The following is a 26,328-nucleotide window of genomic DNA, read 5'->3' as shown; positions in this document are numbered from 1 at the left end:
CCCCCGCCCCCCCCCCCGCGTCGGCGCCCCCCGCCCCGCCACAACGACATCCAATCGCCCCCCTTGCGGGGGAGATGTCCGGCAGGACAGAGGGGGGTGTGAAGGATCACAGCGCTGACAATCTGCGTGGTTGACCTAATCAGTCATCCAGCGGATAGGTCCGGCCCAAATATACCCGCCCGAGAAACTCCGATGACCACAGACACCAAATTCCACCCCGACACCGCCTGGCAGGCCGAAATTCGCGCCGGCGTGCGCCACGTGCGCGATCTTGCCTCCCTGCCGTTGTCGCCAGCTGAGCGCGCGGCGGCGCAAGCGGCGGCCGCGAACCACAAGGTGCGCGCGCCCAAAGCCTATCTCGACCTGATCGACTGGAACGACCCCGCCGATCCGATCCGGGCGCAGGTCATCCCATCACCGGGCGAACTGGAGGAGGTGGAAGGCGAGCTCGACGATCCGATCGCCGACCATGACTTCAGCCCGGTGCCCAGGCTCACGCATCGCCATGCCGACCGGGTGCTGTTGTTTCCGACCTATCAATGCGCGGTCTATTGCCGGTTCTGCTTCCGCAAGGAATCGCTAACCTCGATCGGCCGGGGCTATACGCGTGAGGCGCTGGAGCCGGCGCTGGCCTATATCGCCGACCACCCCGAAATCCGCGAGGTGATCCTGACCGGTGGCGATCCGCTCTCCTTGCCCGACAAGGCACTGGCCGAAATCTTCGCGCGCATCGAGGCGATCCCGCATGTGCAGCTGTTGCGCATCCATACGCGCGTTCCGGTGGCACTCCCGTCGCGCATCACGCCGGGGCTGGTCGATGCGTTGCAGGGCCGGCTGATGGTCACCGTCGTCACCCATTTCAACCACGCGCGGGAGATCACGCCCGCGACCGAGATAGCCTGCCGCACGCTGCGCCATGCCGGCTTCGTGCTGCTCAACCAGAGCGTTCTGCTCAAAGGCGTCAACGACACGGTCGAGGTGCTGGAGGAGCTCTGCCGCGAGCTGATGTACCGCCTCGGCGTCAAACCCTACTACCTGCACCATGGCGACCTCGCGCGCGGCATGGCGCACCGGCGCACGACGATTGCGCAGGGACAGGCGCTGACTGAAGCGCTGCGCGCGCGGCTGTCGGGCATCTGCAACCCCGTCTATGTGCTCGACCTGCCGGAAGGGGGCGGCAAGGTGCCGATCGGGCCTTGCCATGTCGAGGGACGGGACGGCGAGAACTGGCGGCTGCGCGGGCTCGATGGCGAGGTGAGGGCGTATACGGAGGTCGTTGGCCAATAGGGCTGCGCGCTACCGTGCGTTTTTCTCGACAAATGCCAGCACCACCACGCGCGGGGCAACGCAGTAGGCGAGGCTGGCCTTGCGGCCCGTCTTCGTCGTCGCGCAGCCTGCGTTCAGGTCGATGGTGATGTCCTCATAGCCCAGCACCTTGCGATCGAGCGGATAGACGGCCTTGTAGACGGCTTCCTTGGCGGCAAAGAGGATGCGGCCGGCAAGATGCCGGTCGGCTGCGTCCGTGCGGTCCGCGGGCGTTGTCACGAGCGCCAAAATGTCATCCGGGAGAGGCTGCGCGGGCTCGACGTCGATGCCGAGCGAGGCGATATCGCCAATCGGGGCAACCGCCGCCACGGCCATGTCGTCGTCGTGCGCGAGCGAACCGGTTATTCCGTCAGGCCAGACCGGCGCGCCGGTTGGCGAGCGCAGGATGGCGACGTCGCCAACGCCAAGCTCCGCCAGCAGTCCGTGCGCGATCCACCGGGCCGCGCCGCTGGCGCGCCGCATGCCAGGCTGACGCGCGGGGATGGAATGCGCTTCCCCAGGCAGCAGATGGGCGTCGTCGCCGTCGCGGATCATCCGGCATCCGATCCGGACTCCCGATGGTGCGATGGCGGCGATCGCTTCGGCCAAGGCGATTTCCTCGAGCAGCCGCGTCACGGCCCTTGCATCCCTGCCGGCAAAGCGAGATCGGCGATCATCTCTCCGTCCTCGTCGAGCCCTTCTTCGATGAAACCGGCGCTGCGATAGAGGTTTCGCGCGGCCTCATTGTCCGGTTCGTAGCAGATCGAGACGTGGCTGATGTGGCCGAGCCCCTGGATTTCGTCCAGCACTTCGCGCAGCGCGGCCTTGCCGTAACCTTTGCCTTGAGAGGCGCGGTCGATCATGAAGCGGTAGATGCGCGCCTCGTCGTCATCCTCGGGCGCCTCGTACATGAGGAAACCGACGACACGGGTCCCGGCCATGACGACGCGTGGCCGCGCGTCTTTGTCGGTTTCGGCTTCTTCCAGCGACTCCGCATTGCCGGCGACGAAATCCCTCTGCTCCGGAGCCAGTTCCAGGGCCGTGACCAGGGCACGGTTGGCCTCGGTCACGGCAACCAGACGGATGTCTCCGGTGTTCAAGCCGATACCCTTTTTCAAGCCGATGCCCTGGCCTATGCCTTGGAGCCATCGTCGGTGATCGGTTCGACGAAGCGATGCAGCTTGGCCGGGTTGCCACGCCATATGGAGTTGGGCTCCAGCTCTTCGCCCTTCATGACGAAGGAGTCGATATCGACCACCGAGCCTTCGCCCATCACCACGCCGTAATGGACAAAGGCTGAAGGTCCGAGCGTGCAGCCCTTGCCGATGCGGATGAAGTCGGACTTGAACGCGCCTTCCTCCAGCGAATGGGCCTGGATGACGCAGCCCTCGTTGAGGGTGGCGTCGTCGCCGATCTCCACCAGCGAGCGTTCGGTCAGATTGCTGCCGCCGTCATAGACACGGCTGCCGATCTTGACGCCCAGCATGCGCAGGATCATCGGGCGGAACGGCGTGCCGGCGAACAGGCGCACGATCGGCGAATCCGCCAGCTTCCAGTGGCGTTCGTGGCGCCAGAACGTGACGTCGTAGATCGTCGTCATCTGCGGCTTCAGCCGGCCGAAACCAAGGCTCGCCCGTTCCACGAAGATGTAGAACGGAATGGTGATCGCCGAGGTCAGGAGCACGGCGACGAACAGTGCGACTTCAGCCCATTCGGTATAGTAGTTCAGCGCCCGGTCCCAGATCGCTAGCGTGGCGAACAACATGATCCATTGCGTTGCCACGAACAGCAGGATCGTCACCAGATTGTGGCGGTTCTTGTGCGGGATGCGCCGGCGCCGGTCGTCCTCGTCGATGCCGGCGATGAGTTCCTTGTCGCGGTTCACCATGCGCGGGATTTCAAAGGCAGGCGAACCCAGAAGCCCGACATTCTCGCGCAGCGGCCCGTCGATGGGGATCATCACCTTGGTGCCGAGCAGGACGTTGTCGCCGGTGCGTCCGTCCGGCGGATAGTAGATGTTGTTGCCGAGATAGTTGCGCTCGCCGATCCTCGTCGGCTCGAGCCGGAAGGCGGAGGCGGATTTGTGCATGTTGATCATGAACAGCCCGTCCGACACCATGGTCTCGGTGCCGATCTCGCACAGAAGCGGGTTTTCGTGCTGCTGGTTGGAACCGAAATTGGAGCCGGTCTGCACCACCTTGTTGAGGTTCCAGCCGATGGCTCGCATGTAGTGCACGATCGCCGAGCTGTCGCCGGCCAGCAGGCCGAGCACGCGGGAGTTGCTCGAGAATTCGGCGACAGTCTGCAGCCAGTAGCGGAAGCCGTACAGCGTGTAGGTGCGGCCGGGCTTCAACAGCAGGCTGACTAGGCGCGGCACCAGCGTCGCCGCCAGAAAGGATGCGGCCATGTAGCCGAACAGCGTAACCGTGGTGCCGATCGCGACGACGCCGATGGTTTCCTGGTAGTCGTCGCCGACATTTTCCCAATAGCTGTGGAACAAGAGCGGCAAGGGGGTGACGATGGCAAACAGCCCGATCAGCTGAACCGCTTCGAACAGGAAGCGCCGGATGTTGGACGGATCGACATTGCGCACCTTGCAATAGTCGGCCGTGGTCGGCACGGCCGGCGACCCATGCCAGCGTTCGCCGTCGGGGATGCTTTGGCCGCGGTGCAGCGAGGACGAATGGCCGAGCTGGGCGCCGTTGCCGATCCGGGTGTCGATGTCGAGCGTGGAGCCGACGCCGACAAAGGCGTCGCGGCCGATGGTCAGCGGCCCGGTGTGGATATAGCCGGACTGCGCCCGGAAGCCGAGAATCATCGATTCCTTGCGCAGGATAGTGTTGGCGCCGATCGAAATGAGATCCGTGCAGACGGGCACGGATTTCGATTCGATGACGGCGTTCTTGCCAAGCTTGGTGCCGAGAAGCTGCAGATAGATGCTGTAGAGCGGGCTGCCGCGGAACAGCACGACGGGCGCGGTGCGGATCAATGTCTTGACCACCCAGAAGCGGAAGTAACGCACGCCCCAGATGGGAAACGCCTCCGCCTTCCAGCGGCCGACGAGCACCCATTTGGCGATGACGGCAAAGCCCGACATGCCGAAGAACACGGCGGCCGAAAGCGCCACGCACCTGATGTACAGCTGCAGCGGATCGTCGAGCGCGTCATACATCCAGTTGAGGCCGTCATTGACCGCCCACAGGGCGCCATAGCTGTAGAGCGCGTAGAACAGCAGCTGTGCGGCGCCGCAGGTCCAGTAGGCGAAATTCGAGGCCCGGCGGGTGAGGACGGGCTCGTTGGTGGCCGTCGTCATCTCGTCCGCCACGCCCAGATGCAGCGCCAGCCGCGCCACGGTCGGGTGGAGATAGATGTCGCGCATCGACGCCGTCGCCCATTCCTTCCTGGTGCGCAGGCGGGCGCAGAAATGCGCCATCAGCAGCGAGTTGGCGCCGAGATCGTCGAAGAAATTGTCCTCGACGGACACTTCTTCGAATTTCAATACGGCGGCCAGCGCGTCGGCCAGGAAACGCTCGTCGTCATTGCCGGGCGCGACCATGGCGCGATCGCCCGAAAGCCGCACGCTTGTCGGCTTCGGCAGCTGGCGCAAATCCACCTTGTTGGAAACCGTCATCGGGATGGCCGGCAGTTCCTCCAGATAGGAGGGCACCATGTAATCGGGCAGGCGCCGCTTCATGGTCCTGGCGAGGTCCGCGCGCGAAATCGCCTTCTGGCCGGCCTTCGCTGCGAAATAGGCGACGAGTTCGACGCGGCCGGGCTCGATCTCCCAGGTGGTGACCGCGGCCTGCGCGATTTCGGGCTGGTCGAGCAGCACCGCCTCGATCTCGCCGAGCTCGATGCGGTAGCCGCGGATCTTGACCTGGGTGTCGATGCGGCCGTTATATTCGATCTCGCCCTGGTCGTTGATGCGGCCAAGGTCGCCGGTCCGGTAGATGCGCTTCGACGGGTTGTTCGGCAGGCCGACGAAATCGGCGATGAATTTCTGTCCGGTCAGGTCCGGCCTGTTGAGATAGCCGACCGCGAGCCCGATGCCGGCAATGCCGATCTCGCCCAGTTCGCCCGGCTCGGCGAGCTGCGGCAGCGAAGCGTCGAGGATGACGATGGAGTAGGTCGGCAGCGGCGCGCCGATGGTGACGGGACTGTCCGGCGTCAGCGCGCCCATTGTAGCGGTGACGGTCGCCTCGGTCGGCCCATAGGTGTTCAGGATCTGCCGCCCCGGCTTCGACCAGCGCACCACCAGATTGTGCGGGCAGGCCTCGCCGCCGACCAGCAGCGTGCGCAGGCTGGGCACATCCGATGTCATCGACGACAGCAGCGTCGGGCTGCAGGCGATGCAGGTGATGTCATGGAGCCGCAGGAAATCGGCCAGCTCCTCGCCCACCAGCGGCATCTGGCCCGGTGCCGGCACCACCGTGGCGCCGGCGACGAACGGCACCCAGATCTCTTCGGAGGAAAAGTCGAAGGCGATGGTCATGCCCTGGTAGACGCGATCGCCCGGCCGGTAGCCGTAGGAGGCGGCGGCGACGCGGATGAAATTGACGAAACTCTGGTGCTTGATGACGACGCCCTTGGGCTTGCCTGTGGTGCCCGAGGTGTAGAGGATGTAGCAGGTGTCGTCTGATGAAGCGGCCTTCGCATTCGGCTTCAGCGGCGCGCCGGACTCTTTGGAGATCTCGGCGGCCGCGCTGTCGATCAGCAGATGCGGAACCGGCAGCTGACCGGCGCGCGACGCATAGGCGGCGATGGTGACGATCAGGCTGACGCCGGCGTCTTCGATGATGAGCGCCATCCGCTCCTCGGGAAAAGCGGTGGCCAGCGGCACGAAGGCAGCGCCTGCCTTCATCACGGCGAGCAGCGCGACATAGGTCTCCGCCGAGCGGTCGAGGATGAGCCCGACGCGGTGGCCCGGCCGCACGCCGCGCTTGACCAGCAGGCGGGCGAACTGGTTGGCCCGGCTGTCCAGTTCCCGATAGGTCCAGACACGCCCGTCGGAGATCACCGCCGGCAGCGCTGCGAACATTTCGGCGAGCTGCTCGAAGACGGTGTCGAGCCGCTCGCCGGGCAGGCCGTGCCGGGCAAAGTCGGCGCCCGTCAGGATCTGCCCGCGCCTGGCTGTCGCGGGGGCCGTTCTTACCAGCGCATCGACACCTGCCAGGCCGCTTTCCAGCCCCGATCGTTCCGCGTCCAGTTCGGCGATATCGACACCGTGATCCATTTCCATACTTTCCCGTCCAGGCCGGGCATCGCCCGGCACGGCCATTTTTCCAGTTGTTGTGGGAGCTTATGCCATCCGATCTTTTCGGCAGTTTTTCCGAACTGTTGAATATTGTTTCTGAACTGTGTCTGGGCGCTCTTTTGAGCCTCCCTTGGCGGCTCTCGCCGGGCGCGCTCGGCGGCACGCGAGGGCGTGCACCCGGCGTTTTTCTGGAACCAGCCTTGAGGCCCCGCATTCTATGAGCAGGGACTTAAGGAGCGTGTCGTGAAAGCGGTTTTGGGACTGGTCTGCGGCTTCGTGCTGACCCTTGCGGTCTTTGGCAGCGGACTGGGCTTCGCCGCTTGGCTGCTTGCCGCGAAGCCGCCGCGCCAGGCAACGGCCACCGTCAGCGTGGCGGAGCTGTGGACCAAGAAGGCGCGGCCGGTGAACAAAGCCGGGCAGGGCCTCCAACGCCTGCCGGCCAAACAGTCCGCGCCGCCCGACATCCCCGCCAAACCGCAGGAAACACCGCCCGACCCCACCGTCACCGGCGCCATCGCGCCCAAGACGACCGAATTGCCGCCTCCGCATCTCGCCTGGTGCGCCAGCCGCTATCGCTCCTACCACCCGGACGACAACAGCTATCTCTCCTACAGCGGGCAGCTGCGCCCCTGCATCTCGCCCTATCTCGAAGCCGCCGGCCAGCTCGTCCAGCCCACTGCCGACGATGGCGACGAAAACGGCGCCGGCCTGGGCGTCTATGTTGCCGACGATGGCGGCGCCGCACTTTCGGCCGACCATGTCGATTACTGCTTCAGCCGCTACCGCTCCTATCGCCCGGAAGACAACTCCTACCAGCCATACTCCGGCGGGCCGAGACGGCAATGCCAATAGAGCCCGCGCGCCGCAGGCAGGCGATCCGATCGCGCGGATTTTCCGGAGCGTTCGCATTGGCGCGACGTTCAACCCTGACCTAAGGAGGACTGACCATGAGCGACGACCGGGACGACAGAATTCGTGAGCGCGCCTACCAGATCTGGGAACGGGAAGGCCGCATGCAGGGCGACCCCGAACGGCACTGGCACCAGGCCGAGGCGGAGATCGACCGCGAGGCGGCCCTGCCGCTGACGGCGGACGATGCGCTGCCTGAGACTGGCGAGGTCGCCAGCACCGACGTGCTGGAGGTCGAGGCGCTGGCGGTGCGCACCGGCATATCGGGCGACGAGGCACAGGAACTGCTCGACCGCCTCGGCAACGACCGCGCCGCGGTGGAGCAAGCCGCCCGCAGCCTCAAGGCCAAAAGGCGGCGAAACCCCGATGAGGGACTGGCCAAATGATCGAAAGCTGAAGGACGGAAATACCGGCTCCATTCACTCAAGAAGGGCGAAAACGGCGACGCCTCATCATCTTCGGCTCTGTCGCCAATCTTTTTCGCCATGGCCAGAGCCTTGGACTGGTCGTGAGCACGGCCCGCCAACGCGGCTTCTCGAAACGCTCAGGTTGCGACGGGCTGGTCGGTCATCACTTGCGCTGGACCGCGAAAGCGAAAGCCCGCGCCTCTGGCGGAGGACGCGGGCCGATCGGACGGCCGATCTTCGGCAGGCGGTGGAGGGCACCACCTGCCGCACACATCAACAATTAGCTATGACTAATGTTCCGTCAAGCTGGATCTACTTTCGTTCAAATGTCGGCCTTGACTGCGATTGCGCCGCTGGCCTGGGAATGCATGCGTCCGGCGGGCAGCTTGCGCCAGTGACGATAGGAATTTATTCTTGACCCGTGAGGGCAGTTATGCTACATTTCTATCTATGGTGCTGATTTGCGCCAGTGACCCGCCGCACAGGTGGGTTTTTTGCGTTTTGGCTGGCGCTGCGCCAATTTTCAATGTTGCCAGCGCGAGGTGATCGTAGTTGCGCAACATCGCGAGCACAGAATACCCGGCACTAGCGTAGAGCGTTACGGCGACCCAGCAGCAGAGCGATGCCCAACGCCGGAAGCGTCGCCACCGCGACGGCGAAGAAGACGAATTGCAGCCCGGCCGACGCGGCGACCAAGCCGAGCGCTGGACTGCCGAAGCCGAGCGCCACGTCGAGGAAGACGGTGTAGAGTCCCATGGCCAGGCCGCGGCTGCGCGACGGAAGATGGCTTACTGCCTCGGCACCGAGACCGGGATAGACCAGCGAGTAGCCAAGGCCAGTGAGACCCGCTCCAATTGCGGCGACAACAGGCCCGGTCGCAAGCCAGATCAGCATCAGCCCTGCGGCCTCGACGGCGACGAAGATCACAGCGACGCGTGCGCCCCCAAGCCTGTCGGGCAGGTGGCCGAAGCACAGCCTTGCCACGATCAGCGCCGCGGCATAAGCCGTGAAGGGAAGCCAGATCGGCTGCCATCCCCGTTCGGCAAAGAGCAACGCGGCAAAGGCCAGGATCGCGCCATAGCCGAGGCTGCTGAAAGCTGCTCCCACTCCGGGAAGCCAGACCGCTTGAGCCACGCTCGTCCATGACTGCGGCACGCTGCTCGCGGCGGTGCTGGTGCCACGCATCGGCAGGATGGCAAGCAGCGTCGCAAGCGGCAGGACGATGGTCGCGAGTGCGATCGCGGTGAAACCGCTCGCCGCATAAAGCGCAGATCCGACCGGCGCTCCAAGCGCGAGCGCCGCAAACATCGCCGTGCCCACCCAGGCTATGACTTTTCCGGAGTTCTGTCCGCCCGCAAGGGAGAGGCCCCAGGCGACGCCGCCGGTGATGATGAAGCTCTCCGACGCGCCCAATACCGCCCGGCCGGCGAAGAGCGCCGATGCGGACGCTACCGGCCGGTCGAGCAATGCCAGTGAGCCGAGGTAAAATAATCCCGCCAGGGCAGCGGCAATGAGGCCGACGACGACGGCCCGCTTGCCGCCGCGCCCATCGGCATAGTTTCCGGCCCCAATGCGCGACAACATCGAGGCGACGAACTGGCTGCCCGTCACCAGTCCGACCGCGAAGGGGCCGAAGCCGAGTTGCTGATGAAGATGCAGCGGCAGGACGGGTAGCGCCAAGCCGATCAGAAGGAAGCCGGCGAAGACAGCCGCCATGATTGGCACCAGTTCCGCCATCGCTCCATTTCGGTCTGAAGTCCCCGCCACTTTGGCCATCGGCAACACCTTGAACCCAACAGTTCAGATCAGTAGCGTTCGTAGGTCACACGCCAGCCTTCGGCCGGATTGTCCGGCGTGAGGACCAGTTTGTTGTCCGAGACTTCGAATTTGCGTTTCATGCTCTTCCCGACAAGGTTGCGGACTAGGGAGGACTCGATCGTGATGACGAAGGTCTTGTCCTGGTCGTTGATGGCGACGGGCCCGTAATAGGCTTCGTAGCCATTCGCTGTGTAAGGCGTGTCCGGCGCCTTGGCGTCGGGGTTCTGGGCCTGCACCGAGAGGGAGCCGGCCTCGGTGAAGATGACCTGGCCGGAATACGGCACTGGCTTGAGGTTTCCCTCGGCACCGGCCTCGAGCGACCTCATGCGCCATGCGCCAATGATCGGGGACTCTTGCGAGAACGCCGGCGTGGCAACGGAAAGCGCAAGCGCAAGGGCGGCGATCTTCGATCTCATAGTCATATGTCGTTGTTCCTTTTCTGATTTGGCGGGGGGCGGACAGGCCGTCCGCCCAATCTTCGCTCACACGGAAAGCATGACCTTGATGGCACGCCGCTCGTCCATGGCGCGGTAGCCTTCAGCGACCTCTGCCAACGGCAGCTTGAGGTCGAAGACCTTGCCGGGCTTGATCCTGCCTCGCAGTACACGGTCCATCAGGTCGGGCAGGAAGCGGCGCACTGGCGCTGGGCCGCCCATCATGCGCTTTTGGCCGAAGAATAGTTTTTGGCCGTCGAAGCTCACGCCATGCGGCACGCCGACATAGCCGATGGTGCCGCCGGGACGAGAGCAGGCCAGCGCCTGGTCGAAGGATTCTCCCGTGCCGACGCATTCCAGCACGGAGTCCGCGCCGACGCCCTTGGTGAGTTCCTTGATGCGCGTGACGCCTTCCTCGCCACGCTCGGCCACAATGTCGGTGGCGCCAAACTCGCGGGCGAGCTTTTGGCGGCTGGCGTGCCGGCTCATGGCGATGATGCGCTCGGCGCCCATCTCCTTGGCCGCAAGCACGCCCATCAGGCCGACCGCACCGTCGCCGACCACCACCACCGTCGATCCTTCTCGGACCTCGGCCGCGTCGGCCGCATACCAGCCGGTGCCGAGCACATCGGACACAGCCAGCAAGTCAGGGATGAGTTCGGCCGGCGGCACCTCGGCGGTGGCGACCAGTGTGCCATCCGCCAACGGCACGCGAGCGTAAGGCGCCTGCGCGCCCGACATGAACTCGCGCTGCACACAAGACGACTGGAAGCCGAAGCGGCAATGCGGGCAGGTATTGTCGGAAAGGCAGAACGACCCGACGACGAACTGGCCGGGACGGACCGTGCGCACCTCTGCGCCGACCTCGACGACGATACCACAATATTCGTGGCCCATGTGCATCGGGCCGTCGACCGGCTGCAGCCCGCGATAGGGCCACAGGTCCGAGCCGCAGATGCAGCTTGCCGAGAGCTTGATGATTGCGTCCGTCGGCCGCATGATTTTCGGATCGGCGATTTCCTCGCAGCGGATGTCGCCCGGTTTGTGAAGAATGGTTGCGATCATTTTGGTTCCTTTCGAGTGGAGAGAATCAAGCGCCGTAGTCGGCGTCGCTGACATGTTCCAGCCAGTCCACGACCTTGCCGTCCTTGACCTCCTGGAGGGCAATGTGGGTCATGGCGGTCAGAGGCGACGCGCCGTGCCAGTGCTTCTCGCCGGGCGCGAACCAGACGACGTCGCCGGCACGGATTTCCTCGACCGGACCGCCCTCGCGCTGCACGCGGCCAAGGCCGGAGACGACGATCAGCGTCTGGCCGAGCGGATGCGTGTGCCAGGCGGTGCGGGCGCCAGGCTCGAAGGTCACCTGTGCGCCTTGGACTCGCCCGGCATCGAAGGGATTGAAGAGTGGATCGATCCGCACCTTTCCGGTGAACCAGTCAGGTGGTCCCTTGCCGGAAGGCCTCGTGCCAGCGCGAAGAATGTCCATGGTGATCTCCTTTGCGTCCTCAAATGCGTTCGATGCGAAGCGGGAACTCGCCGCGAATGTGCAGGGCCTGCTCGCCCTCATCGAAGCGGCCGATCCTGATCAGCCCGGGATGGCGATAGTCGGCGTGGAACATGGCCAGATTGCCCCAGGGCATGAAATAGCACAGGTCGTAGGGCTGCTCGTTGGCGAACGGGCCACTTCCCTCCTCAGTCAGCTTGCGCGGCAGATAGGCGATCTTCTCGTTATGCGCGTAGTCCTCGATCTTGAGGTCGAGCGGCAGCATGGAGAAGAAGTCGCGCGCTGAGGGATTGTCGTAGAGCGTGGCGGTCATGATGCGGCCGTTGAAGGCCATCCTGATCTTCATGTCGGTTGGCTCCTGGCTGATCGAGGCTTTGCCTTCTTGGCTGGCGGCTGCGCGAGGCAGGGCCGCGACCGCGAGCGCGGCGCCGAGCAATGTCCGGCGGCTGAGCGGCGCACGCTCGATGGTCATGGCAAAGACTTCCGGGTCATATGCGATGCGGCAAGGGCGGCGAGCGCCGATCCGCAGAGCAGCACTGCGCCTAGAGTGAACGCTCCCCACCAGCCGACTGTATCGAAGAGCGTGCCGCCGATTGCGGCGCCGCCGGTGATGGCGAGCTGGATGACGGCTACCTGCAACCCGCCGCCGGCCTCTGCGTCGTCCGGCAGCGTTCGGCTGAGCCACGTGCCCCAGCCAACGGGCGCGGCCGTGCCGAAGAAGCCCCAGGCAACCAGCAGCAGTGTTGTGGGACCCGGGAGTGCACCGAAAGCGATGAGTGCAGCGGCCAGCGCGGCCATGACCAGCGGGATAGCGATGAGGATGCTGAACAGGCGCGTGCGCAAAAGCCGGCCGACGCACCATGTGCCGAGCACCCCCGCCAGCCCCATCGCCAGCAGGACCGCCGAGAGGGCAGCGATGTCGAGCCGGGTGACGCTCTCGAGGAAGGGCCGAAGATAGGTGAAGAGCGCGAACTGGCCCATGAACAGCATCATGATCGACGCCATGCCGATGGCGACTGAAAGACGACCGAGCAGCGCCAGCGGATTGCCAGGACGCTTCCTCCGGCGCGGGGGCAGCGCCGGCAGGCTGGTCCACTGCCAGGCCAGCGCCAGGAGCCCAAACGGCACGACGAGGAAGAAAGCGCCGCGCCAGCCGACATAGGCGCCAAGAAAGCTGCCCAGCGGCGCCGCGATGGTGGCCGCAATGGCATTGCCCGCGTTTAGCATGGCGAGACCCTTCGGAACCATGTCTTGCGGCACGAGGCGCATGACGATCGCGGTCGACATCGACCAGAACCCGCCGATCGCGATGCCGAGCAGTGCCCGGCCGACCATGAGGAACGCGTAGTTCGGCGCGAAGGTCACAGCCAAACCGGACACGATGAGGAGGAGGGTGAAGCCAGTCACGACCAGTCGGCGGTCGATGCGGCGCGTGAGACCGGCGACCAGCAGGCTGGTCACGACAGCGAAAACGCCCGAAATCGAGATCGCCTGTCCCGCGTGGCCCTCGGTGATGCCGAGATCGGACGCTAGCGGCGACAGCAGGCTGACCGGCATGAATTCAGACGCGATGAGCACGAAAACACACAGCGCCATCGACAACACCGCGCCCCATGCGGCGCGGTCTTCAACAAGCCTTGTGTCGTACGTCGTTTCCACAATCGGCATCCTTGCAAGGCGACCGGGTGGATCAGCCGCCAATCCCTGTCGCGATGCCAGAAGATATTGCAGAGGAACCCATTTTATTAGGCTAAGTAATCCGCATGGACTTATCTGTTCGTGATATAAATGCCCAACGGGAGGTGCCCTATGCAGCGCGATGGCATGAAGGATCTGCTATGGTTCGTGGCGGTCGCGCGGGAGCGCAGCTTCACCAAGGCGGCGGCCAAGCTCGGAACCTCGCAGTCGACCCTGAGTTCGACAATCAAGGAGCTTGAAGCTCGTCTTGGCGTCCGTCTGCTGACACGTACGACGCGGAGCGTCGCACCAACCGAGGCCGGCGAGCGACTTTTCCAGTCTCTTGTTCCCCGCTTCGAGGAAATCGAAGCCGACCTTGCAAGTCTGGTGGCCTTTCGCGACAAGCCCTCCGGAACGGTCCGTATCACGCTGTCCGACCATGCGCTCCAGACGACCGTCTGGCCGAAGCTGCAGCCCTTGCTCAGCGACTATCCTGACGTGTGCGTCGAACTCTACAGCGACAACGGCATGAAGAACATTGTGGAGGAGCGCTTCGACGCGGGCGTGCGGCTAGGTGAGAGCATCGACAGGGATATGATCGCGGTTAGGATCGGGCCGGATTGGAGGCTCGTGGCCGTGGCTTCGCCGGAGTACTTTTCCCGCCATCCGGTTCCGACCGCGCCCCAGGACCTGGTCGATCATGACTGCATCAATATGCGGCAGGCGACGTTCGGCGGATTATATGCCTGGGAATTCGCCAAGCAAGGCCGCGACCTTCGTGTGCGGGTGGAAGGCCAGCTCACCTTCAATTCGTCCATCCCCATGATCGAGGCTGCGATAAGCGGTTTCGGGATCGCCTATGTCCCGGAAAACCTCGTCAGCCACCATATCGCCACGGGATGCCTTAGGCTCGTGCTTGACGATTGGAGTCCGCCATTTGCTGGCTATCACCTGTACTACCCGAGCAGGCGACAGCTCTCGCCTGCGATGGCGATGATCGTCGACGCGCTTCGTCATCGCATCTGACCCCCAAGATTGCGCATTGGCAAATGGGGTCCCGCGCGCAAAGCTTTCGTGGCGCGCTGCTGCCTCAAAAACCCGCAGCGCATTGAGTGAAGGAAACGGATCGACTGTCACTGCCTTGGCGTTGGCTGACCTTCCAACTTCTCGCAAATTGGCCCTCATCCCCCTCCCATTAACCTTTCATTAACCATTCCCTCGCTAGCGTTTACCTCTCAGTAAGGATTCGCCAGCCGTGACCTTTGCCGCCCCCCTCGAGGCCAAATCCATTCGCTTTCGTGCCCGTTCTTTCGTCGCTTTCACGCTGACGCCCGAAGCGCCTTTGGACGTGTGGCTTGAGGGGCTCGATCACTGGATCGGCAACTCGCCCGGCTATTTTGCCGGGCGGCCGGTGGTGCTTGATCTCAACACCTTGAAGCCCGATGTCGCCGCGATCGAATCGCTGGTCGACGTGCTTGGCCATCGCGGCATTCGTGTCTATGCCATCGAGCTCGACGGCCACGCCGCACTCGCGCCCAACCTGCCGCCGGTTTTGGTCGGTGCCAAGGAGGCGACGACGGATGGGTTGCTGCCCCGCGAGGCGCGGGCGGAGGGTTTCGACAAGGCCGAGGGCAAGGCGCCTGAACAGCACGCCGATGCGGGCAGCGCGGGCAAGGCCGGCGTCGGCAAGGTTGACGCAAGCAAGGCGGGCGATAGCGAGCCGCAGGTTGAAGCTTCGGGCACGCTGATGATCAAGGCGCCGATCCGCTCGGGCCAGGCGATCGTGCATCCGCATGGCGATGTCATCGTGCTCGGTTCGGTCGCTTCCGGGTCGGAGATCATCGCGGCGGGCTCGATCCATGTCTACGGCACGCTGCGCGGGCGCGCTTCGGCGGGTGCGCTGGGCAACAGGGGCGCGCGCATCTTCTGCCGCAAGAACGAGGCGGAACTTCTGGCGGTCGACGGCTGGTACGTCACCGCCGAGGAGATGGAAGGCGTTTCGCGCGGCAAGCCGGTGCAGGCGTTTCTCGACGGCGACGCCTTGCGGGTTTCGACGCTGAGCTGACATTCGTTTCGATATTGGGGCGGCCGATGGTCGCTCGACCAAAAACAAATGAACAACAACGGAGGCTTTTCAATGGGCAAGGTAGTGGTGGTCACCTCGGGCAAGGGGGGCGTCGGCAAGACGACCTCGACGGCGGCCCTTGGGGCGGCCGTGGCCAAGACCGGCAAGAGGGTGGCCTTGGTCGACTTTGACGTCGGCCTGCGCAACCTCGACCTGATCATGGGCGCCGAGCGGCGCGTGGTGTTCGACCTCGTCAACGTCATCCAGGGCCAGGCGAAACTCTCGCAGGCGCTGATCCGCGACAAGCGGGTCGAGACGCTGTTCCTGCTGCCGGCCTCGCAGACGCGCGACAAGGATGCGCTGACCGAGGAGGGCGTCGGCGAAGTCATCGACAAGCTGCGCTCGGTGTTCGACTACGTGTTCTGCGACAGCCCGGCCGGCATCGAGCGCGGCGCGCAGCTCGCCATGCGCTTTGCCGACGAGGCGGTCATCGTCACCAACCCGGAAGTGTCGTCGGTGCGCGATTCCGACCGCATCATCGGCCTGCTCGACGCCCGCACCTTGCGGGCCGAGCAGGGCGAGCAGATCGCCAAGCATGTGCTGGTCACGCGCTACGATGCAGCGCGCGCCTCGCGTGGCGAAATGCTGTCCATCGATGACGTGCTGGAAATCCTGTCGGTGCCGCTGCTCGGCATCATTCCGGAAAGCCAGGACGTGCTGCGCGCCTCCAACCTCGGTTCGCCGGTGACACTGTCAGAGCCGCTCAATGCGGCCGCCAAGGCCTATATCGACGCTGCCAGGCGGCTGGAGGGCGAGGAATTGCCCGTCATCGTGCCCTTCGAGCGCAAGGGCTTCCTCGATCGTCTTTTGGGAAGGAGGGCGGCATGAACCTGCTCGACATCTTCAAGCGGCGCTCCAGCGCCCCGGTGGCGCGCGAGCGGCTGCAAGTGCTGCTCGCTTACGAGCGCCGCAACCGCAGCCAGCCAGACCTCGTCTCCATCCTGCGCGAGGAGATCATGGCCGTCATCGCCAAGCATGTGCAGATCGACCAGGATTATCTGCAGGTCTCGATGGACCGCGGCGAGACCATGTCGACGCTGGAAATCGACATCCAGATCCCCAACAAGAGCGCCGTGCCGCTGGCCATGGCGGGGTGACTTTACCTCCCCCTTGTGGGGGTCCGAAGGACGGGCGAGACCGGTGGCTCGCCCCGGCAAGTCGATCCGCAAAGCGGATCGGGGTGGGGGTTGGCGCCAGCACCCCCACCCGGACCTGCGGTCCGACCTCCCCACAAGGGCGAGGTGGGGAGCCCAGTCCGCTCCCTCCGCGTGTGGAGCGGCTTCGCCTGCCATCGTTAGGACGTTGATAAGCATTTGGTAATAAAAAGCCGGAAATGAGATGCTGGCTCGATTTGACATGCGCAATGCTGTCGTTCTCGGCGGAGCCATGACATGCGTATCAAGAGCCAGATCATTCTCTCCATGGTGGCCGCCGCGGCCCTGATCGGGCTGGTCGGCGGCGTTGCGATCTTTACGCAGATAGCGGCGACCAAATCGTTGGGGTTGACCGAAGCGACCAACGTCGCGCGGGAATTGGCCGACACCATCGTTTTCAAATCATCCGATGGGACGCCTTCGCTGCTCGAGCGGCCCGAGGCGCTCAAGCAATTAATGGAGCACCAGCACCGCCGCCTGCACCGGGATTTCCTGGTCCTCGACAACAACAAGACCATCCTTGCCCATGCCGCCGACGAAGAGCACCAGGTCGGCGACAAATTCGGTCACGACCCCGGCAACGAAATAGGCCAGACCTTGGCGGACGGCATTCCGCGCAGATTTGTCGACCCGGAGGAAGTGAACGCCATACTGGCCGTTCCGATCGAAAATCCCGAGGATACGATCATCGGCGCCGTGCTGCTGGAATATGACCCCGTTCTGCAGGCCGCCGAACAAAGCACCAACAGCCTGCTCTGGCTGGTTGGCCTCAGCGCGACGGCCGCCGTGCTGGTCGCGGTCGGCTTTGCATGGCTGCTGCTCCGTCGTTTCAGCTCTGGCCTCGGGGACATGATGCGCGGCATGGAAGCGCTGGCGAAAGGCAACGCCATGACGCGCATCAGCCACGCCCGCAACGATGAATTCGGGCAGCTGGCCGATGGTTTCAACACGATGGCGGACCAGCTTGCATCGGCGCGTGCGCATGTCGAGGACATCGTCGAGACGGCTGCCGAAGGCATCGCGGTTCTGAACGGCGACGGCCGCGTCGCCAGCGCCAATCCAGCGGCGGCAACGATGATCGGGCGGCGCGCCGACAAGATCGTCGGGCAGCAATGGGATTCGGTGCTGACGGTTCGCGACCCCAGAGGCGGTGCGTTCGCCGCTGGCGCTTCTCCCATCGAAATGGCGTTAGCCACGGGCCGGCAACACCAGGGCGAAGTGCGCCTGACCAGATCCGACGGCTCGCATCTGCCGGTCATCGCCAGTTGCAGTCCGCTCAGCAGGTCCGAAGGCGGCCTGGTCCTCACGCTCAACGACATCAGCGAGCTGCGCCGCGCGGAAGGAGTGGTCAACGAGCGTGCCGATCAGCTGGCGCTCCTCAACCGCGAGCTGCACGACAAGTCCGAGACCACGACCCGTCTGGTGAAGCTTGGCGAACTGCTGCAGGCCTGCGTCACCTTCCCGGAAGCGTTCTCGGTGGTCGGCACGGCCATGGCCGAGTTCCTCGGTGGCTTGAGCGGAACCGTCCACTTGACCAGCGCGTCGCGCAACCTGGTGGAAGAGATGGCGCATTGGGGCGACGTCCGCTCGAGCGCCACGCAATTCGCGCCGGAAGACTGCTGGGCGCTCAGGCGCGGCCAGGAACATGTCGCTGGCCCCGGCATGCTCACGCCGCGCTGCGCGCATATCACCGAGAACGGCAAGAAGGGCTATGTCTGCATGCCTCTGGCGGCCCAAGGCGAGACGCTGGGCATCCTTCATCTGTGCGAGCCGAATGCGGCCGAGAAGCCACAATGGCTGACTGAAAGACAGCAGATCCTGCGCGGTGTCGTCGACACGCTGGCGCTCGCCCTGGCCAATCTGCGCCTGCGCGAGACGCTGCGGCAGCAGTCGATCCGCGATCCGAACACCAGTCTGTTCAACCGGCGATATCTCGAGGAGACGAGCAGCCGCGAACTGCGCCGGATGGAGCGCTCGGGCCAGCCGCTGGTGATCATCATGCTCGATGTCGACCATTTCAAGCAGTTCAACGATACGTTCGGCCACGAAGCCGGCGATCTCGTCCTGAAGCAGGTCGCCGCCACCTTGATCGAGCACGCCAGGGATAGCGATGTCGTGTCGCGCTACGGCGGCGAGGAGTTTGCCCTGGTCATGCCGGGAAGCTCGGTCCAGGAAGGTGCCGAGCGGGCGGAAGCGCTGCGCCAGGCAATCAGGAAGCTTCATTTGACGCATCGCGGCCGAACGCTGGGCACCGTCACAGCCTCGTTCGGTGTCGCCGCCTACCCCGAGCATGGCGTGGGCTGGGCCGAATTGACCAACGCCGCGGATCACGCGCTCTACGAGGCCAAGGGTAGTGGGCGCGACCGCGTCGCCATCGCGCTGGGCAACGCGTCCGGCGAGCGACCTCCGATCCAGTTGGTACCAGCCCCGAAAAGCAGCTGAAACCGTTTGGGGTAGAGACTCGGCCCGGCCCGCGATAGTCATCCTGCGCCTGCCAAGAGGGATCAGGCAAGTTCTCTCTGCCCTCGAGGTCTCGCGCGCGGGCTCTTCCTGAGCGGCCGCGGTCTTGCCGTCCTTCAGACCTCCACACTGTCAGAGGATCCGGCTCTTTTCGGCTGCGGCATTGGTTGTTCGGGCTATTTCAACCCCCAAATGTCCCAAATTTACCTTTGTGCCGACGGGGCTTCCCCTGCGCAAGCAGCGGATGTAAGGATATATTAGCAATTTGTTAAGTTCGAAGCGAGGTATGCGTAAGGGGAGTTTGGTGATGAACTTCAGAGGCCTGATCAAGCGTGCTGAAGACGTGGATAAAGCGATCCAGGACCTGCAGATCGATTTGGCGGACGCGCTGGATGCAAGTCTCGACGCCAACGACCTGGTGCCGTCGGAGAGCGACGATGTGCCGGATGCCCAGGCGGCAGCTGATGACGGGCCACCCCAGGCCGACGCGGCAAATGACGACAACGCCAGGAAGGCCGACGCTGCGGGCGATGCGGACAGTTCCGAAACCGCGCCACGACTGACGGCCCATACACAGACCCGGCTGGCTGCATTGAGCGCCTTCGAAGGTCTCTTCCATGACGCCAGGGACTATCTGGAGGAGATCAACGACAAGCTGTCGGAGATCGGCACCTCACACCATCTGACGCGTGAATTCCTCAACATCCTGCACAGCGACATCCTGCGCGCCAACGAGCTGGAGGTTGCCAATGCCGCTCTGGCCGCCGAACAGAGGGCGCTGTCGGAGAAGCTGCACGATGCGACGAGAAAATTGCGCGAGCGTGACGGCGCTTTCGAAGCGCTGCAGCAGCGCGAGACAAGCCTGGTTCAGGACCGGGAGACGCTTCGTGCGGCACTTGCCGCGGTAAGGCTGGAACTGGTGGAGACAGCCAATGCGAGCGCCAAACGTGAAGCGGAGTTCGGCGACATCGCCAAGCGGCTGACCGCCAGGACGGTCGAGGCCAACAGGCGCTTGCGCGAAAGCAAGATGCTGCGCGAAAAGCACGTCAACCTCTCGATCGAACTCGACAAGGCGCTGAAGCGGGAATCGCAGGCGCGCCACAGGCTCGACGAGCTCTCGACGATCCATGCCAGCGAAGCAGCGCGGCTGGCGGAGCTGCTGGCCGCGCTCGGCAAGAGCGACAAAGAGGAGATGCGGCTCCAGAAGTCGCTCGAGGCCGCACAGGCGAAGCTGTCGGAAACGAACGAAGCAGCACGCATGATGGAAGGCGACAAGGAAGCCGAGCTGGCTCGCAGCCAGGCGGAAATGCGCGGGTTGAGCTCGGAGATCCAGAACCTGCAATCGCGGCTGGAGCAAACCTCGACCGAAAACAGCGAAGCCGCAGGCGAGATCGCCAGGCTCAAGAGCGAACTGAACGATGCCTTGGCCGAAAAGAAGATCGCCGATGAAAGATTGTCCGCGCTGACCCAGGAGAGCGAAAGCGACAAGATGAGTCTTTCCAAGGTGAACGCCAACCTTTCTCAGCTGACGCTGCAACAGGCGTCCGAACAGATACAGTTCGACGTGCAGAGGCAGGAATGCGAGGACCTCAAAGCTGAAATCGCATCGCTCAATGCCCGCATCAAGGAACTGCTGCCCTACGAGCGGCTCCACAAGGCCACCAATGGCAGGCCGCGCGAGGACGGCGTGGTCGAGATAGCCGGGGCGATGGCGAAGAAAGCACGGACGACGGGCAGGCGGCGCATGCGCAGGAATGTTGGCGCCGCTAGCTGAAGTGTGGCGCTGAAGGGCTTCAGGCGACCCGCTTCAGGTCTTTGTTTTTGTGCATGGGAGGCCGGCACCTCACCCGGAGAGTAAGCCCAATGGGGCACCGGCCAGGCGGATCGACAGGTCCGCCGCACAGACAAGGTAGCGCGCCTCGGTCCTGCACGGCATTGGTGCGATCACGGAAGGTGCCAGCGGCACTTCCCGAAGCTTCTGATTCGAACCTTTGCGACGACCCGCCGGCCGGAGGCTGCAAACACGCCGGGAAACGATCGCGGCCGGCCCGGTGCCTCCTCAGTCGAGCGGCTCGTGCTGATAAAGCTCGTCCATGCTGAGCGAGGCCAGGGCGCCGAAAGGGGCCTGCTTTTTCACGCGGCCGCCGCTCAGGATGACCACGTCGTCGCAGAACGAGATGGTGCTGTGGTGGTGGCTGATGACGATGGTCGTGCGGCGGCCGGCTCTCGACTTCAGGGTCTCGACGATGGCCGCTTCCGACAGCCCGTCCACCGCATTGGTGGCTTCGTCCAGGATGAGGAGATCGGGATCGCGGACCAGGGCTCTCGCCAAGGCGATCCGCTGCCTCTGTCCCGCCGACAGATTGACGCCCCTGTAGCCGACCAGCGTCTCGTAGCCCTGAGGCAGCCTTTCGATGAACTCGTGCGCTTCGGCCAGTCTTGCGGCGGCCTCGGCGTCGCCGGCTGTCGCCGTATCCTGCCCGTAGGTTATGTTTTCAAAAATGCTGCCATCGACCAATTCCAGTTCCTGACTGGCCAGGGCGATGTGCCGTCGCCACTGGCTGGCGTCGATCCCGTCGAGCGGCGATCCATCGACGAGGATGCTGCCAGTGTCCGGTTCGACGAAGCGGCACAGGAGATTGACGATCGTCGTTTTGCCGGCGCCCGAGCGGCCGATCAGCGCCGTCGAGCGGCCGCCGCGGATTTCGAATGTCGCCGCATGCAGCACGACCTCGCGCCGGTCCGTACCGGAATAGGTGAATGTCACATCGTCGAACTTGATGCCCTGGCGCAGGCCGTGGAACGGCTCGTCGCCTTGCGGCGGTTGCGGCTTGCCGGCGGGATCCAGCAGCCATGTCACCTCTTCGAGCGATCCGCTCAGGCCCTGCAGCTGGCTCCACGACCCCTGCAGGGCCCGCATATGCGGCTGCAGCCTGTAGAGCAGGATGACGAAGGCGATGATCAGCGGGAAACTCACCTGCGCCAGCCAGGCGCCGATCACCACCGCCAGGAACAGCATGGCGTGGAGAACCTCCGTCAGCGGCGGCAGCGCTCCCTGGCGCACGAGCAGCGCGAAGGAGGCGCGGCGAACCGCATCCGACGCCGTGTCGAATATCGCCCTTTCCCGGTTCTCCTGTCCGAAGATGCGGATCAGCCGTCCGGCATGCACAAGGTGAAGCATCTGCGAGGCGAGGTGGCCGTTGCGCGAAGCGACGCTGCGGCTGGGCTCCTTCAGATTGGCAGAGAGGATGGCGTGCGCGATCTGGACGAGCGCCAGTCCGAGCGTGACCAGCAGCGTCATGCGCCACGAAAGCAGCAACAGGAAAGCCAACAGGATGATGGCGGCCGATGCGCTGACGATGGCCGACAGCATGATCTGGATCGCATCGGAGGCCCGCCAGGACTCGTTGGAGATGATGTTGAGCAGGCGTCCGGGGCTTTGCCGCAGGAAGAATGGGTAGCCGACCCGCAACAGCTGCTCCGACAGGGCGCCACGGATGGAATGGCTTGCCTTGCCGGAGATGAAGGTCGTCAGCAGCGTGTTGGCGAAGGCGAAGACGTTCTTCAGGATGATCGAGCCGAGGATGGCGACCGAAATGACGATCAGCCGGTCGCGCTCGCTCAAGCCCGATCCGACATGCTGGAGGACAGCGGAGAAGCCGCCCATTCCGGCCGCATCCCCATGTCCCATGATGATGCCCAGCAATGGGATGATCAGGCCGATGCCGAACCCTTCGAGGACGGCGCTGAGCAGGCCGAGTACCACCACCGCCGGAAGCAGGCGCAGTTGCCGCTTTCCGAACGCCCGGAACAGCATCGGCAGGTTTGGCGGCAGCATTGGCATTATTGCGTTTCACCTCGCCTGGGCATTGGCTTGCTGATCTTGCCGCACTGGCTCGGCCCGCGGCCGTCTGGCCAGCAGGAGAACCGCGAACCTGGCCGCGCCGAGCAAATTCATGGCGACGATCGGCCAGTGCGGCAGGTTGAGTTCACGATCGAAGGCGGGTCCTCCCGCCAATTCCCTGATAGCCCCTCTTGCGGCCCAGTAGAAATGGCGAAGCAGCCAGGGCGCGTGGCGAACATGCTTCAGGCAGAGTCCGCCATTGCCCAGGCTGTAGTCGCGGTGCAGCTTCTCGATGGCTTTGCGATCCCGCCGGCCATGATGATGGAATATCGTCATATCAGGCACATACTCGACTGCGATGCCGAGCAGCATCGCGCGCACGAGATAATCGGTATCCTCGGCCGACCGCAATGGTCCGCCGGCGCCGAAGCGTTCGTCGAAATAGCCGATGCGGGCCGCGACATCGCGGTGCATCGTCATGTTGCAGCCCAGCACGAAGCCGCCGGGATGAACATCTGGCGTCAGCCGCTCGCGCGCCCACGACCGCTTGATGGTGAACGGCAAATCCCTGGCATCGCCAAGCTCGACACGTCCGCCCCGGATGAGCCATTGTTCCCCGGACGCATAGTGTCGCTCCAGATCGCGCAGGTAATCGCGATGGACCGCGCAGTCATCGTCGACGAAGACCAGCACACGGCCGCGCGCGCGCCTCAGCCCGGCGTTGCGCGCGGCCGCCAGCCCGGGGCGCGGCTCGCAGACCGGCGTGAACGGAATGTCCGACGCAGCGGCGATGCTGGCCAGGCGTTCGGCCGTGCGGTCGCTCGAACCGTTGTCGACGACCACGAGTTCGGCGGCGAAGCCGGCATGTGCGCGGCACGCGGCTTGCACCGACTTGATACAGGCATCGAGCACGGCGACGCGGTTGCGCGTGCAGATGATGAAGCTGACTTCCGGCGCCGATCGTTCCGGGCGGGGACCGGCCGGGGCAGGGCCAAGCGCCGTCGAACGATCGCGCTGCAGAGGTTGGTTGGCTTTGACGATCATGCCTTTAACTCAACCGATGAGACGCCAGAACCGCCGCGGCGGGCGCGGATTTGAAGAAGTACGCCATGGCATCGGCTTGTCTGGCGGCCGACAGCGAGGCGAGGCTGAGCCAGGGCGCCCAGGCGCCGGGCCGCAGCGCATATTGCTCGCGGCGCCGGATGACGTTCCATTTCGCGGTCCGCGTCAGCAATTCATGCGTCAACGCCGGCTGCTTTTTGTCGGCGACGAGCTGGTAGAGGAAATAGAACAGGTTCAGCGCGCCAGCCTCGAAGCTCGGCCGCGTCGCCGCCGGCAGCGAGCGGATTTCCTCCTCCAGCGCGACGATGAAGCTGGCCGCACGGGCGACCGTGTCGTGGCTGACCGCATCGCCGATGTCGCGCAGGTCCCGCGTGGCCTGCGCCAGGCCCTCGCGCTCGAGGTTCTCGGCCACGATGCGCAAATGCGTCCTGCGCATCTCCTTGACGTGCCGGCTGGTCACGCTTGCCTCATGGACGCGGTAGACGACCAGGTTTTCGGGCATCATGGCTGCCGGGTAGCGGCTGGCCAGCCGCCTGAAAAGATCGAAGTCCTCGGCGTGCCTGTAGGTCTGGTCGTAGTGGAGAACGCCGTCGTCGATGACCTTCCTGTTGTAGACGACCGTCGGGTGCATGAAGATCGTGAAGAACATCGCCAATACAGGGATGCGGCCGAACTGGAACACCGGATCCGGCCTGCCGATGGCGATGCGGCCGCGGATCAACATGTCGACGCCGGCGCCGCAGAAGCCCAGTTCGGGCCGCCGCTCGAACAGCGCCACCTGGCGCGACAAACGCCAGGGATAGGCGACGTCGTCGGCGTCCATCCGCGCGACCAGTTCGCCCCGGGCGAGCGCCAGCCCTTCGTTGAGCGTCGCGACAAGGCCGCGGTTTTCACGCGAGACGATCGAAATGCGGCTGTCGGCCTTTTGGCAGCGCTCGAGTATCTCGAGCGAATTGTCGGTCGAACCGTCATCGATCGCGATGATCTCCAGGCGGCCGTAATCCTGCCGCAGGATGCTTCCCAGCGCGGCGGCGAGATAGGGGCCGGCATTGTAGACCGGCAACAGGACGGAGACGAGCGGCGCGGCGGTCATCGTCTTGTATCCGTGCGCTGGAGTTCGAGCGCCGGTGTGCGGTCATCCGGCGGTCCGACGGCCGCCGTCGCGAGCCAGCCGCCATGGCTGCCCTGTGCGGGGCGGGTGCGCGCGACATAGGGGAAGTGGCGCTTGAGGCTGTTGAGCGGCCTCTCGAAAACCACCCAGGAAATCCAGGCCGCGACAATCGTGGCGGCGCCCGCGACCAGGAATCGCCCTGGCCCTTGCTCCGAGACGTTGAGCGGAATCCAGGGCTGCGCCTTGACGGCGAGCGACAGCAATATCGGATGATAGAGATAGACGCCGTAGCTGATGCGGCCGAGGCCAAGCAGCGGCGGCAGTTCGGCAAGCCTGCCCAGGATGCCGCCAAGGCCGCGCGAACAGGCGGCTACGATGACCATCAGTGGCACCAGGGGCAGGACTTCTCGCAGCACCCAGCGGGCCCATTCCAATGTCGGATCGGCGGGCTCTGGGACTAACCACTCAATCGCCAGGAATGCGGCGGCGAAGGCAGGCCAGCCCAGCCGCATCCAGTGCGGCAGGCCGGCGCCCCTAAAATGCCAGCAGGCAAGCAGCGCGCCCGAAGCCAGCGCGTCCATGGATGCCGGCGGCAGCAGGTCGCGCGACAGCGCCGGCGTGGCAGTGATCGGCCAATAGAAGCGATAGGCCAGCGACAGTGCGATGACGGCGATGCAGATGGCCTCGAAGCGGCGGCGTGGGGCCAGCAGGACGACCAGCGGCCAGGCAAGATAGAACTGCTCCTCGATGCTCAGGCTCCAGAAATGGCCCAGCACCCAAGGGTTCCAGTTATTGTGCTGCGCATACCAGAAGTTCGACAGATAAAGCGCATGCCAGACCAGCGATCCTCTGGATTGATCCAGGTCAACCAGCCAGACGAAACCCAGGACGGCAAAATAGGGCGGGAATATCCGCAACATCCGCCTGATGTAGAAGGAGCGCAGCGCGGGGCCGGTTTCGAATTCGGTGGCCGAACGCGCCTCCAGCAGCAGGCGCGTGATCAGGAAGCCGCTCAGCACGAAAAACAGCCGCACGCCGATATGGCCCCAGAACGAAGGTCCCTCCGCGAAGAAATGGGAATACAACACCATCGTTACGGCGATGGCTCTCAACGCATCAAGTTGGATGTCACGGGCGCTTCCCATCAGCGGCTTCCGCGGCATTGATGTCCGCGACGTATCCGCCAGCCGGTCGTTTCGGGCACCAGGCGGACGAGATCCGCCAGGGCACCGGCACCGTCAAACCTTCGCTTTGCGGGTCCGAT

22 protein-coding genes are annotated in these 26,328 nt (G+C 64.6%); 9 read left to right on the top strand and 13 right to left on the bottom strand.

Features of this window, described 5'->3' with window-relative positions; genetic code table 11:
* The first annotated feature begins 192 nt into the window (after positions 1-192).
* Entirely contained in the window at positions 193-1,287 is a 1,095-nt protein-coding gene (locus NKI69_RS16870; protein ID WP_352722098.1) for a KamA family radical SAM protein, read from the top strand.
* 9 nt (positions 1,288-1,296) lie between these two features.
* Here NKI69_RS16870 and NKI69_RS16865 read toward each other — a convergent pair whose 3' ends face one another.
* From NKI69_RS16865 to NKI69_RS16855, 3 genes are read right to left on the bottom strand one after another with little or no spacing between them, the layout of a single operon-like run.
* On the bottom strand, positions 1,297-1,941 hold the full coding sequence (locus tag NKI69_RS16865) for a 4'-phosphopantetheinyl transferase family protein (protein ID WP_352722096.1): 645 nt from the start codon (positions 1,939-1,941) through the stop codon (positions 1,297-1,299).
* Positions 1,938-2,405, bottom strand: a complete 468-nt coding sequence (locus NKI69_RS16860; RefSeq protein WP_245486381.1) for a GNAT family N-acetyltransferase — start codon at positions 2,403-2,405, stop codon at positions 1,938-1,940. The genes NKI69_RS16865 and NKI69_RS16860 overlap by 4 nt, the downstream gene beginning before the upstream one ends.
* Positions 2,406-2,437: 32 nt before the next feature.
* The gene (locus tag NKI69_RS16855) at positions 2,438-6,544 is read right to left on the bottom strand and encodes a Pls/PosA family non-ribosomal peptide synthetase (RefSeq protein WP_352722094.1); all 4,107 of its coding nucleotides are present in this window, start codon (positions 6,542-6,544) and stop codon (positions 2,438-2,440) included.
* Positions 6,545-6,802: 258 nt separating this feature from the next.
* Here NKI69_RS16855 and NKI69_RS16850 point away from each other — a divergent pair, with 258 nt between their 5' ends.
* Both NKI69_RS16850 and NKI69_RS16845 read left to right on the top strand, forming a co-directional pair.
* On the top strand, positions 6,803-7,411 hold the full coding sequence (locus NKI69_RS16850) for a BA14K family protein (protein ID WP_352722092.1): 609 nt from the start codon (positions 6,803-6,805) through the stop codon (positions 7,409-7,411).
* Between the two features lie 95 nt (positions 7,412-7,506).
* Positions 7,507-7,854, top strand: a complete 348-nt coding sequence (locus tag NKI69_RS16845; protein WP_352611119.1) for a DUF2934 domain-containing protein — start codon at positions 7,507-7,509, stop codon at positions 7,852-7,854.
* A 606-nt stretch (positions 7,855-8,460) separates the two neighbouring features.
* Here NKI69_RS16845 and NKI69_RS16840 read toward each other — a convergent pair.
* From NKI69_RS16840 to NKI69_RS16815, 6 genes are read right to left on the bottom strand one after another with little or no spacing between them, the layout of a single operon-like run.
* Positions 8,461-9,651 (bottom strand): arabinose transporter, encoded by a 1,191-nt coding sequence (locus tag NKI69_RS16840; protein WP_352554582.1) that lies wholly within the window; start codon positions 9,649-9,651, stop codon positions 8,461-8,463.
* A gap of 29 nt (positions 9,652-9,680) precedes the next feature.
* The gene (locus tag NKI69_RS16835) at positions 9,681-10,115 is read right to left on the bottom strand and encodes a lipocalin-like domain-containing protein (protein WP_206535327.1); all 435 of its coding nucleotides are present in this window, start codon (positions 10,113-10,115) and stop codon (positions 9,681-9,683) included.
* Between the two features lie 60 nt (positions 10,116-10,175).
* On the bottom strand, positions 10,176-11,192 hold the full coding sequence (locus NKI69_RS16830; protein ID WP_127296952.1) for a zinc-dependent alcohol dehydrogenase family protein: 1,017 nt from the start codon (positions 11,190-11,192) through the stop codon (positions 10,176-10,178).
* 25 nt (positions 11,193-11,217) lie between these two features.
* A complete protein-coding gene (locus NKI69_RS16825; RefSeq protein ID WP_352722089.1) occupies positions 11,218-11,613 on the bottom strand; it encodes a (R)-mandelonitrile lyase in 396 nt (131 codons plus the stop codon).
* A 19-nt stretch (positions 11,614-11,632) separates the two neighbouring features.
* A complete protein-coding gene (locus NKI69_RS16820) occupies positions 11,633-12,103 on the bottom strand; it encodes a cyclophilin-like fold protein (RefSeq protein ID WP_352722087.1) in 471 nt (156 codons plus the stop codon).
* Positions 12,100-13,299, bottom strand: coding sequence for an MFS transporter (locus NKI69_RS16815; protein WP_352630327.1), 1,200 nt, complete (start codon positions 13,297-13,299; stop codon positions 12,100-12,102). Before NKI69_RS16815 ends, NKI69_RS16820 begins: the two co-directional genes overlap by 4 nt.
* Before the next feature lie 141 nt (positions 13,300-13,440).
* On the opposite strand from NKI69_RS16815, the gene NKI69_RS16810 reads away from it, so the two are divergent.
* The 6 genes from NKI69_RS16810 to NKI69_RS16785 all read left to right on the top strand — a co-directional run bounded on the left by NKI69_RS16810 (position 13,441) and on the right by NKI69_RS16785 (position 20,821).
* The gene (locus NKI69_RS16810) at positions 13,441-14,334 is read left to right on the top strand and encodes a LysR family transcriptional regulator (RefSeq protein WP_352611126.1); all 894 of its coding nucleotides are present in this window, start codon (positions 13,441-13,443) and stop codon (positions 14,332-14,334) included.
* Between the two features lie 229 nt (positions 14,335-14,563).
* Positions 14,564-15,373 carry a septum site-determining protein MinC gene (minC, locus tag NKI69_RS16805; RefSeq protein ID WP_352722084.1) on the top strand — a complete coding sequence of 270 codons (810 nt, stop codon included), beginning with the start codon at positions 14,564-14,566 and terminating at the stop codon, positions 15,371-15,373.
* A 72-nt stretch (positions 15,374-15,445) separates the two neighbouring features.
* Entirely contained in the window at positions 15,446-16,261 is an 816-nt protein-coding gene (minD, locus tag NKI69_RS16800; protein WP_031213651.1) for a septum site-determining protein MinD, read from the top strand.
* Positions 16,258-16,530, top strand: coding sequence for a cell division topological specificity factor MinE (minE, locus tag NKI69_RS16795; protein ID WP_024501686.1), 273 nt, complete (start codon positions 16,258-16,260; stop codon positions 16,528-16,530). The genes minD and minE overlap by 4 nt, the downstream gene beginning before the upstream one ends.
* Positions 16,531-16,824: 294 nt before the next feature.
* Positions 16,825-19,029 carry a sensor domain-containing diguanylate cyclase gene (locus NKI69_RS16790; protein ID WP_352722083.1) on the top strand — a complete coding sequence of 735 codons (2,205 nt, stop codon included), beginning with the start codon at positions 16,825-16,827 and terminating at the stop codon, positions 19,027-19,029.
* 325 nt (positions 19,030-19,354) lie between these two features.
* Complete coding sequence (locus NKI69_RS16785; protein ID WP_352611131.1) at positions 19,355-20,821, top strand: coiled-coil domain-containing protein; 1,467 nt, start codon at positions 19,355-19,357, stop codon at positions 20,819-20,821.
* A 285-nt stretch (positions 20,822-21,106) separates the two neighbouring features.
* Here NKI69_RS16785 and NKI69_RS16780 read toward each other — a convergent pair whose 3' ends face one another.
* From NKI69_RS16780 to NKI69_RS16765, 4 genes are read right to left on the bottom strand one after another with little or no spacing between them, the layout of a single operon-like run.
* Positions 21,107-22,891 (bottom strand): ABC transporter ATP-binding protein, encoded by a 1,785-nt coding sequence (locus NKI69_RS16780; RefSeq protein WP_352722081.1) that lies wholly within the window; start codon positions 22,889-22,891, stop codon positions 21,107-21,109.
* Between the two features lie 9 nt (positions 22,892-22,900).
* Positions 22,901-23,935: a glycosyltransferase family 2 protein gene (locus tag NKI69_RS16775; protein WP_352722079.1), complete on the bottom strand. Its 1,035-nt coding sequence runs from the start codon at positions 23,933-23,935 to the stop codon at positions 22,901-22,903.
* Between the two features lie 4 nt (positions 23,936-23,939).
* Positions 23,940-25,046: a glycosyltransferase family 2 protein gene (locus tag NKI69_RS16770; protein WP_352722077.1), complete on the bottom strand. Its 1,107-nt coding sequence runs from the start codon at positions 25,044-25,046 to the stop codon at positions 23,940-23,942.
* On the bottom strand, positions 25,043-26,209 hold the full coding sequence (locus NKI69_RS16765) for an acyltransferase family protein (protein ID WP_352722075.1): 1,167 nt from the start codon (positions 26,207-26,209) through the stop codon (positions 25,043-25,045). Before NKI69_RS16765 ends, NKI69_RS16770 begins: the two co-directional genes overlap by 4 nt.
* Positions 26,210-26,328 lie beyond the last annotated feature (119 nt).

It is taken from the genome of Mesorhizobium sp. M0491 (genome assembly GCF_040321265.1).
GTDB lineage: Bacteria > Pseudomonadota > Alphaproteobacteria > Rhizobiales > Rhizobiaceae > Mesorhizobium.
Note: the sequence above shows the minus strand (reverse complement) of the source record. Positions and strands in the feature narration are given on the sequence as shown.

Excerpts from the sequence above, each read along its gene's own strand:
- minD (WP_031213651.1), top strand. The coding sequence starts at position 15,446 with ATGGGCAAGGTAGTGGTGGTCACCTCGGGCAAGGGGGGCGTCGGCAAG.
- NKI69_RS16775 (WP_352722079.1), bottom strand. The coding sequence starts at position 23,935 with ATGATCGTCAAAGCCAACCAACCTCTGCAGCGCGATCGTTCGACGGCG.
- NKI69_RS16785 (WP_352611131.1), top strand. The coding sequence starts at position 19,355 with ATGAACTTCAGAGGCCTGATCAAGCGTGCTGAAGACGTGGATAAAGCG.
- NKI69_RS16790 (WP_352722083.1), top strand. The coding sequence starts at position 16,825 with ATGCGTATCAAGAGCCAGATCATTCTCTCCATGGTGGCCGCCGCGGCC.
- NKI69_RS16825 (WP_352722089.1), bottom strand. The coding sequence starts at position 11,613 with ATGGACATTCTTCGCGCTGGCACGAGGCCTTCCGGCAAGGGACCACCT.
- NKI69_RS16765 (WP_352722075.1), bottom strand. The coding sequence starts at position 26,209 with ATGGGAAGCGCCCGTGACATCCAACTTGATGCGTTGAGAGCCATCGCC.
- NKI69_RS16855 (WP_352722094.1), bottom strand. The coding sequence starts at position 6,544 with ATGGAAATGGATCACGGTGTCGATATCGCCGAACTGGACGCGGAACGA.
- NKI69_RS16820 (WP_352722087.1), bottom strand. The coding sequence starts at position 12,103 with ATGACCATCGAGCGTGCGCCGCTCAGCCGCCGGACATTGCTCGGCGCC.
- NKI69_RS16830 (WP_127296952.1), bottom strand. The coding sequence starts at position 11,192 with ATGATCGCAACCATTCTTCACAAACCGGGCGACATCCGCTGCGAGGAA.
- minE (WP_024501686.1), top strand. The coding sequence starts at position 16,258 with ATGAACCTGCTCGACATCTTCAAGCGGCGCTCCAGCGCCCCGGTGGCG.
- NKI69_RS16835 (WP_206535327.1), bottom strand. The coding sequence starts at position 10,115 with ATGACTATGAGATCGAAGATCGCCGCCCTTGCGCTTGCGCTTTCCGTT.
- NKI69_RS16780 (WP_352722081.1), bottom strand. The coding sequence starts at position 22,891 with ATGCCAATGCTGCCGCCAAACCTGCCGATGCTGTTCCGGGCGTTCGGA.
- NKI69_RS16840 (WP_352554582.1), bottom strand. The coding sequence starts at position 9,651 with ATGGCCAAAGTGGCGGGGACTTCAGACCGAAATGGAGCGATGGCGGAA.
- NKI69_RS16845 (WP_352611119.1), top strand. The coding sequence starts at position 7,507 with ATGAGCGACGACCGGGACGACAGAATTCGTGAGCGCGCCTACCAGATC.
- NKI69_RS16815 (WP_352630327.1), bottom strand. The coding sequence starts at position 13,299 with ATGCCGATTGTGGAAACGACGTACGACACAAGGCTTGTTGAAGACCGC.
- NKI69_RS16810 (WP_352611126.1), top strand. The coding sequence starts at position 13,441 with ATGCAGCGCGATGGCATGAAGGATCTGCTATGGTTCGTGGCGGTCGCG.
- NKI69_RS16770 (WP_352722077.1), bottom strand. The coding sequence starts at position 25,046 with ATGACCGCCGCGCCGCTCGTCTCCGTCCTGTTGCCGGTCTACAATGCC.
- NKI69_RS16870 (WP_352722098.1), top strand. The coding sequence starts at position 193 with ATGACCACAGACACCAAATTCCACCCCGACACCGCCTGGCAGGCCGAA.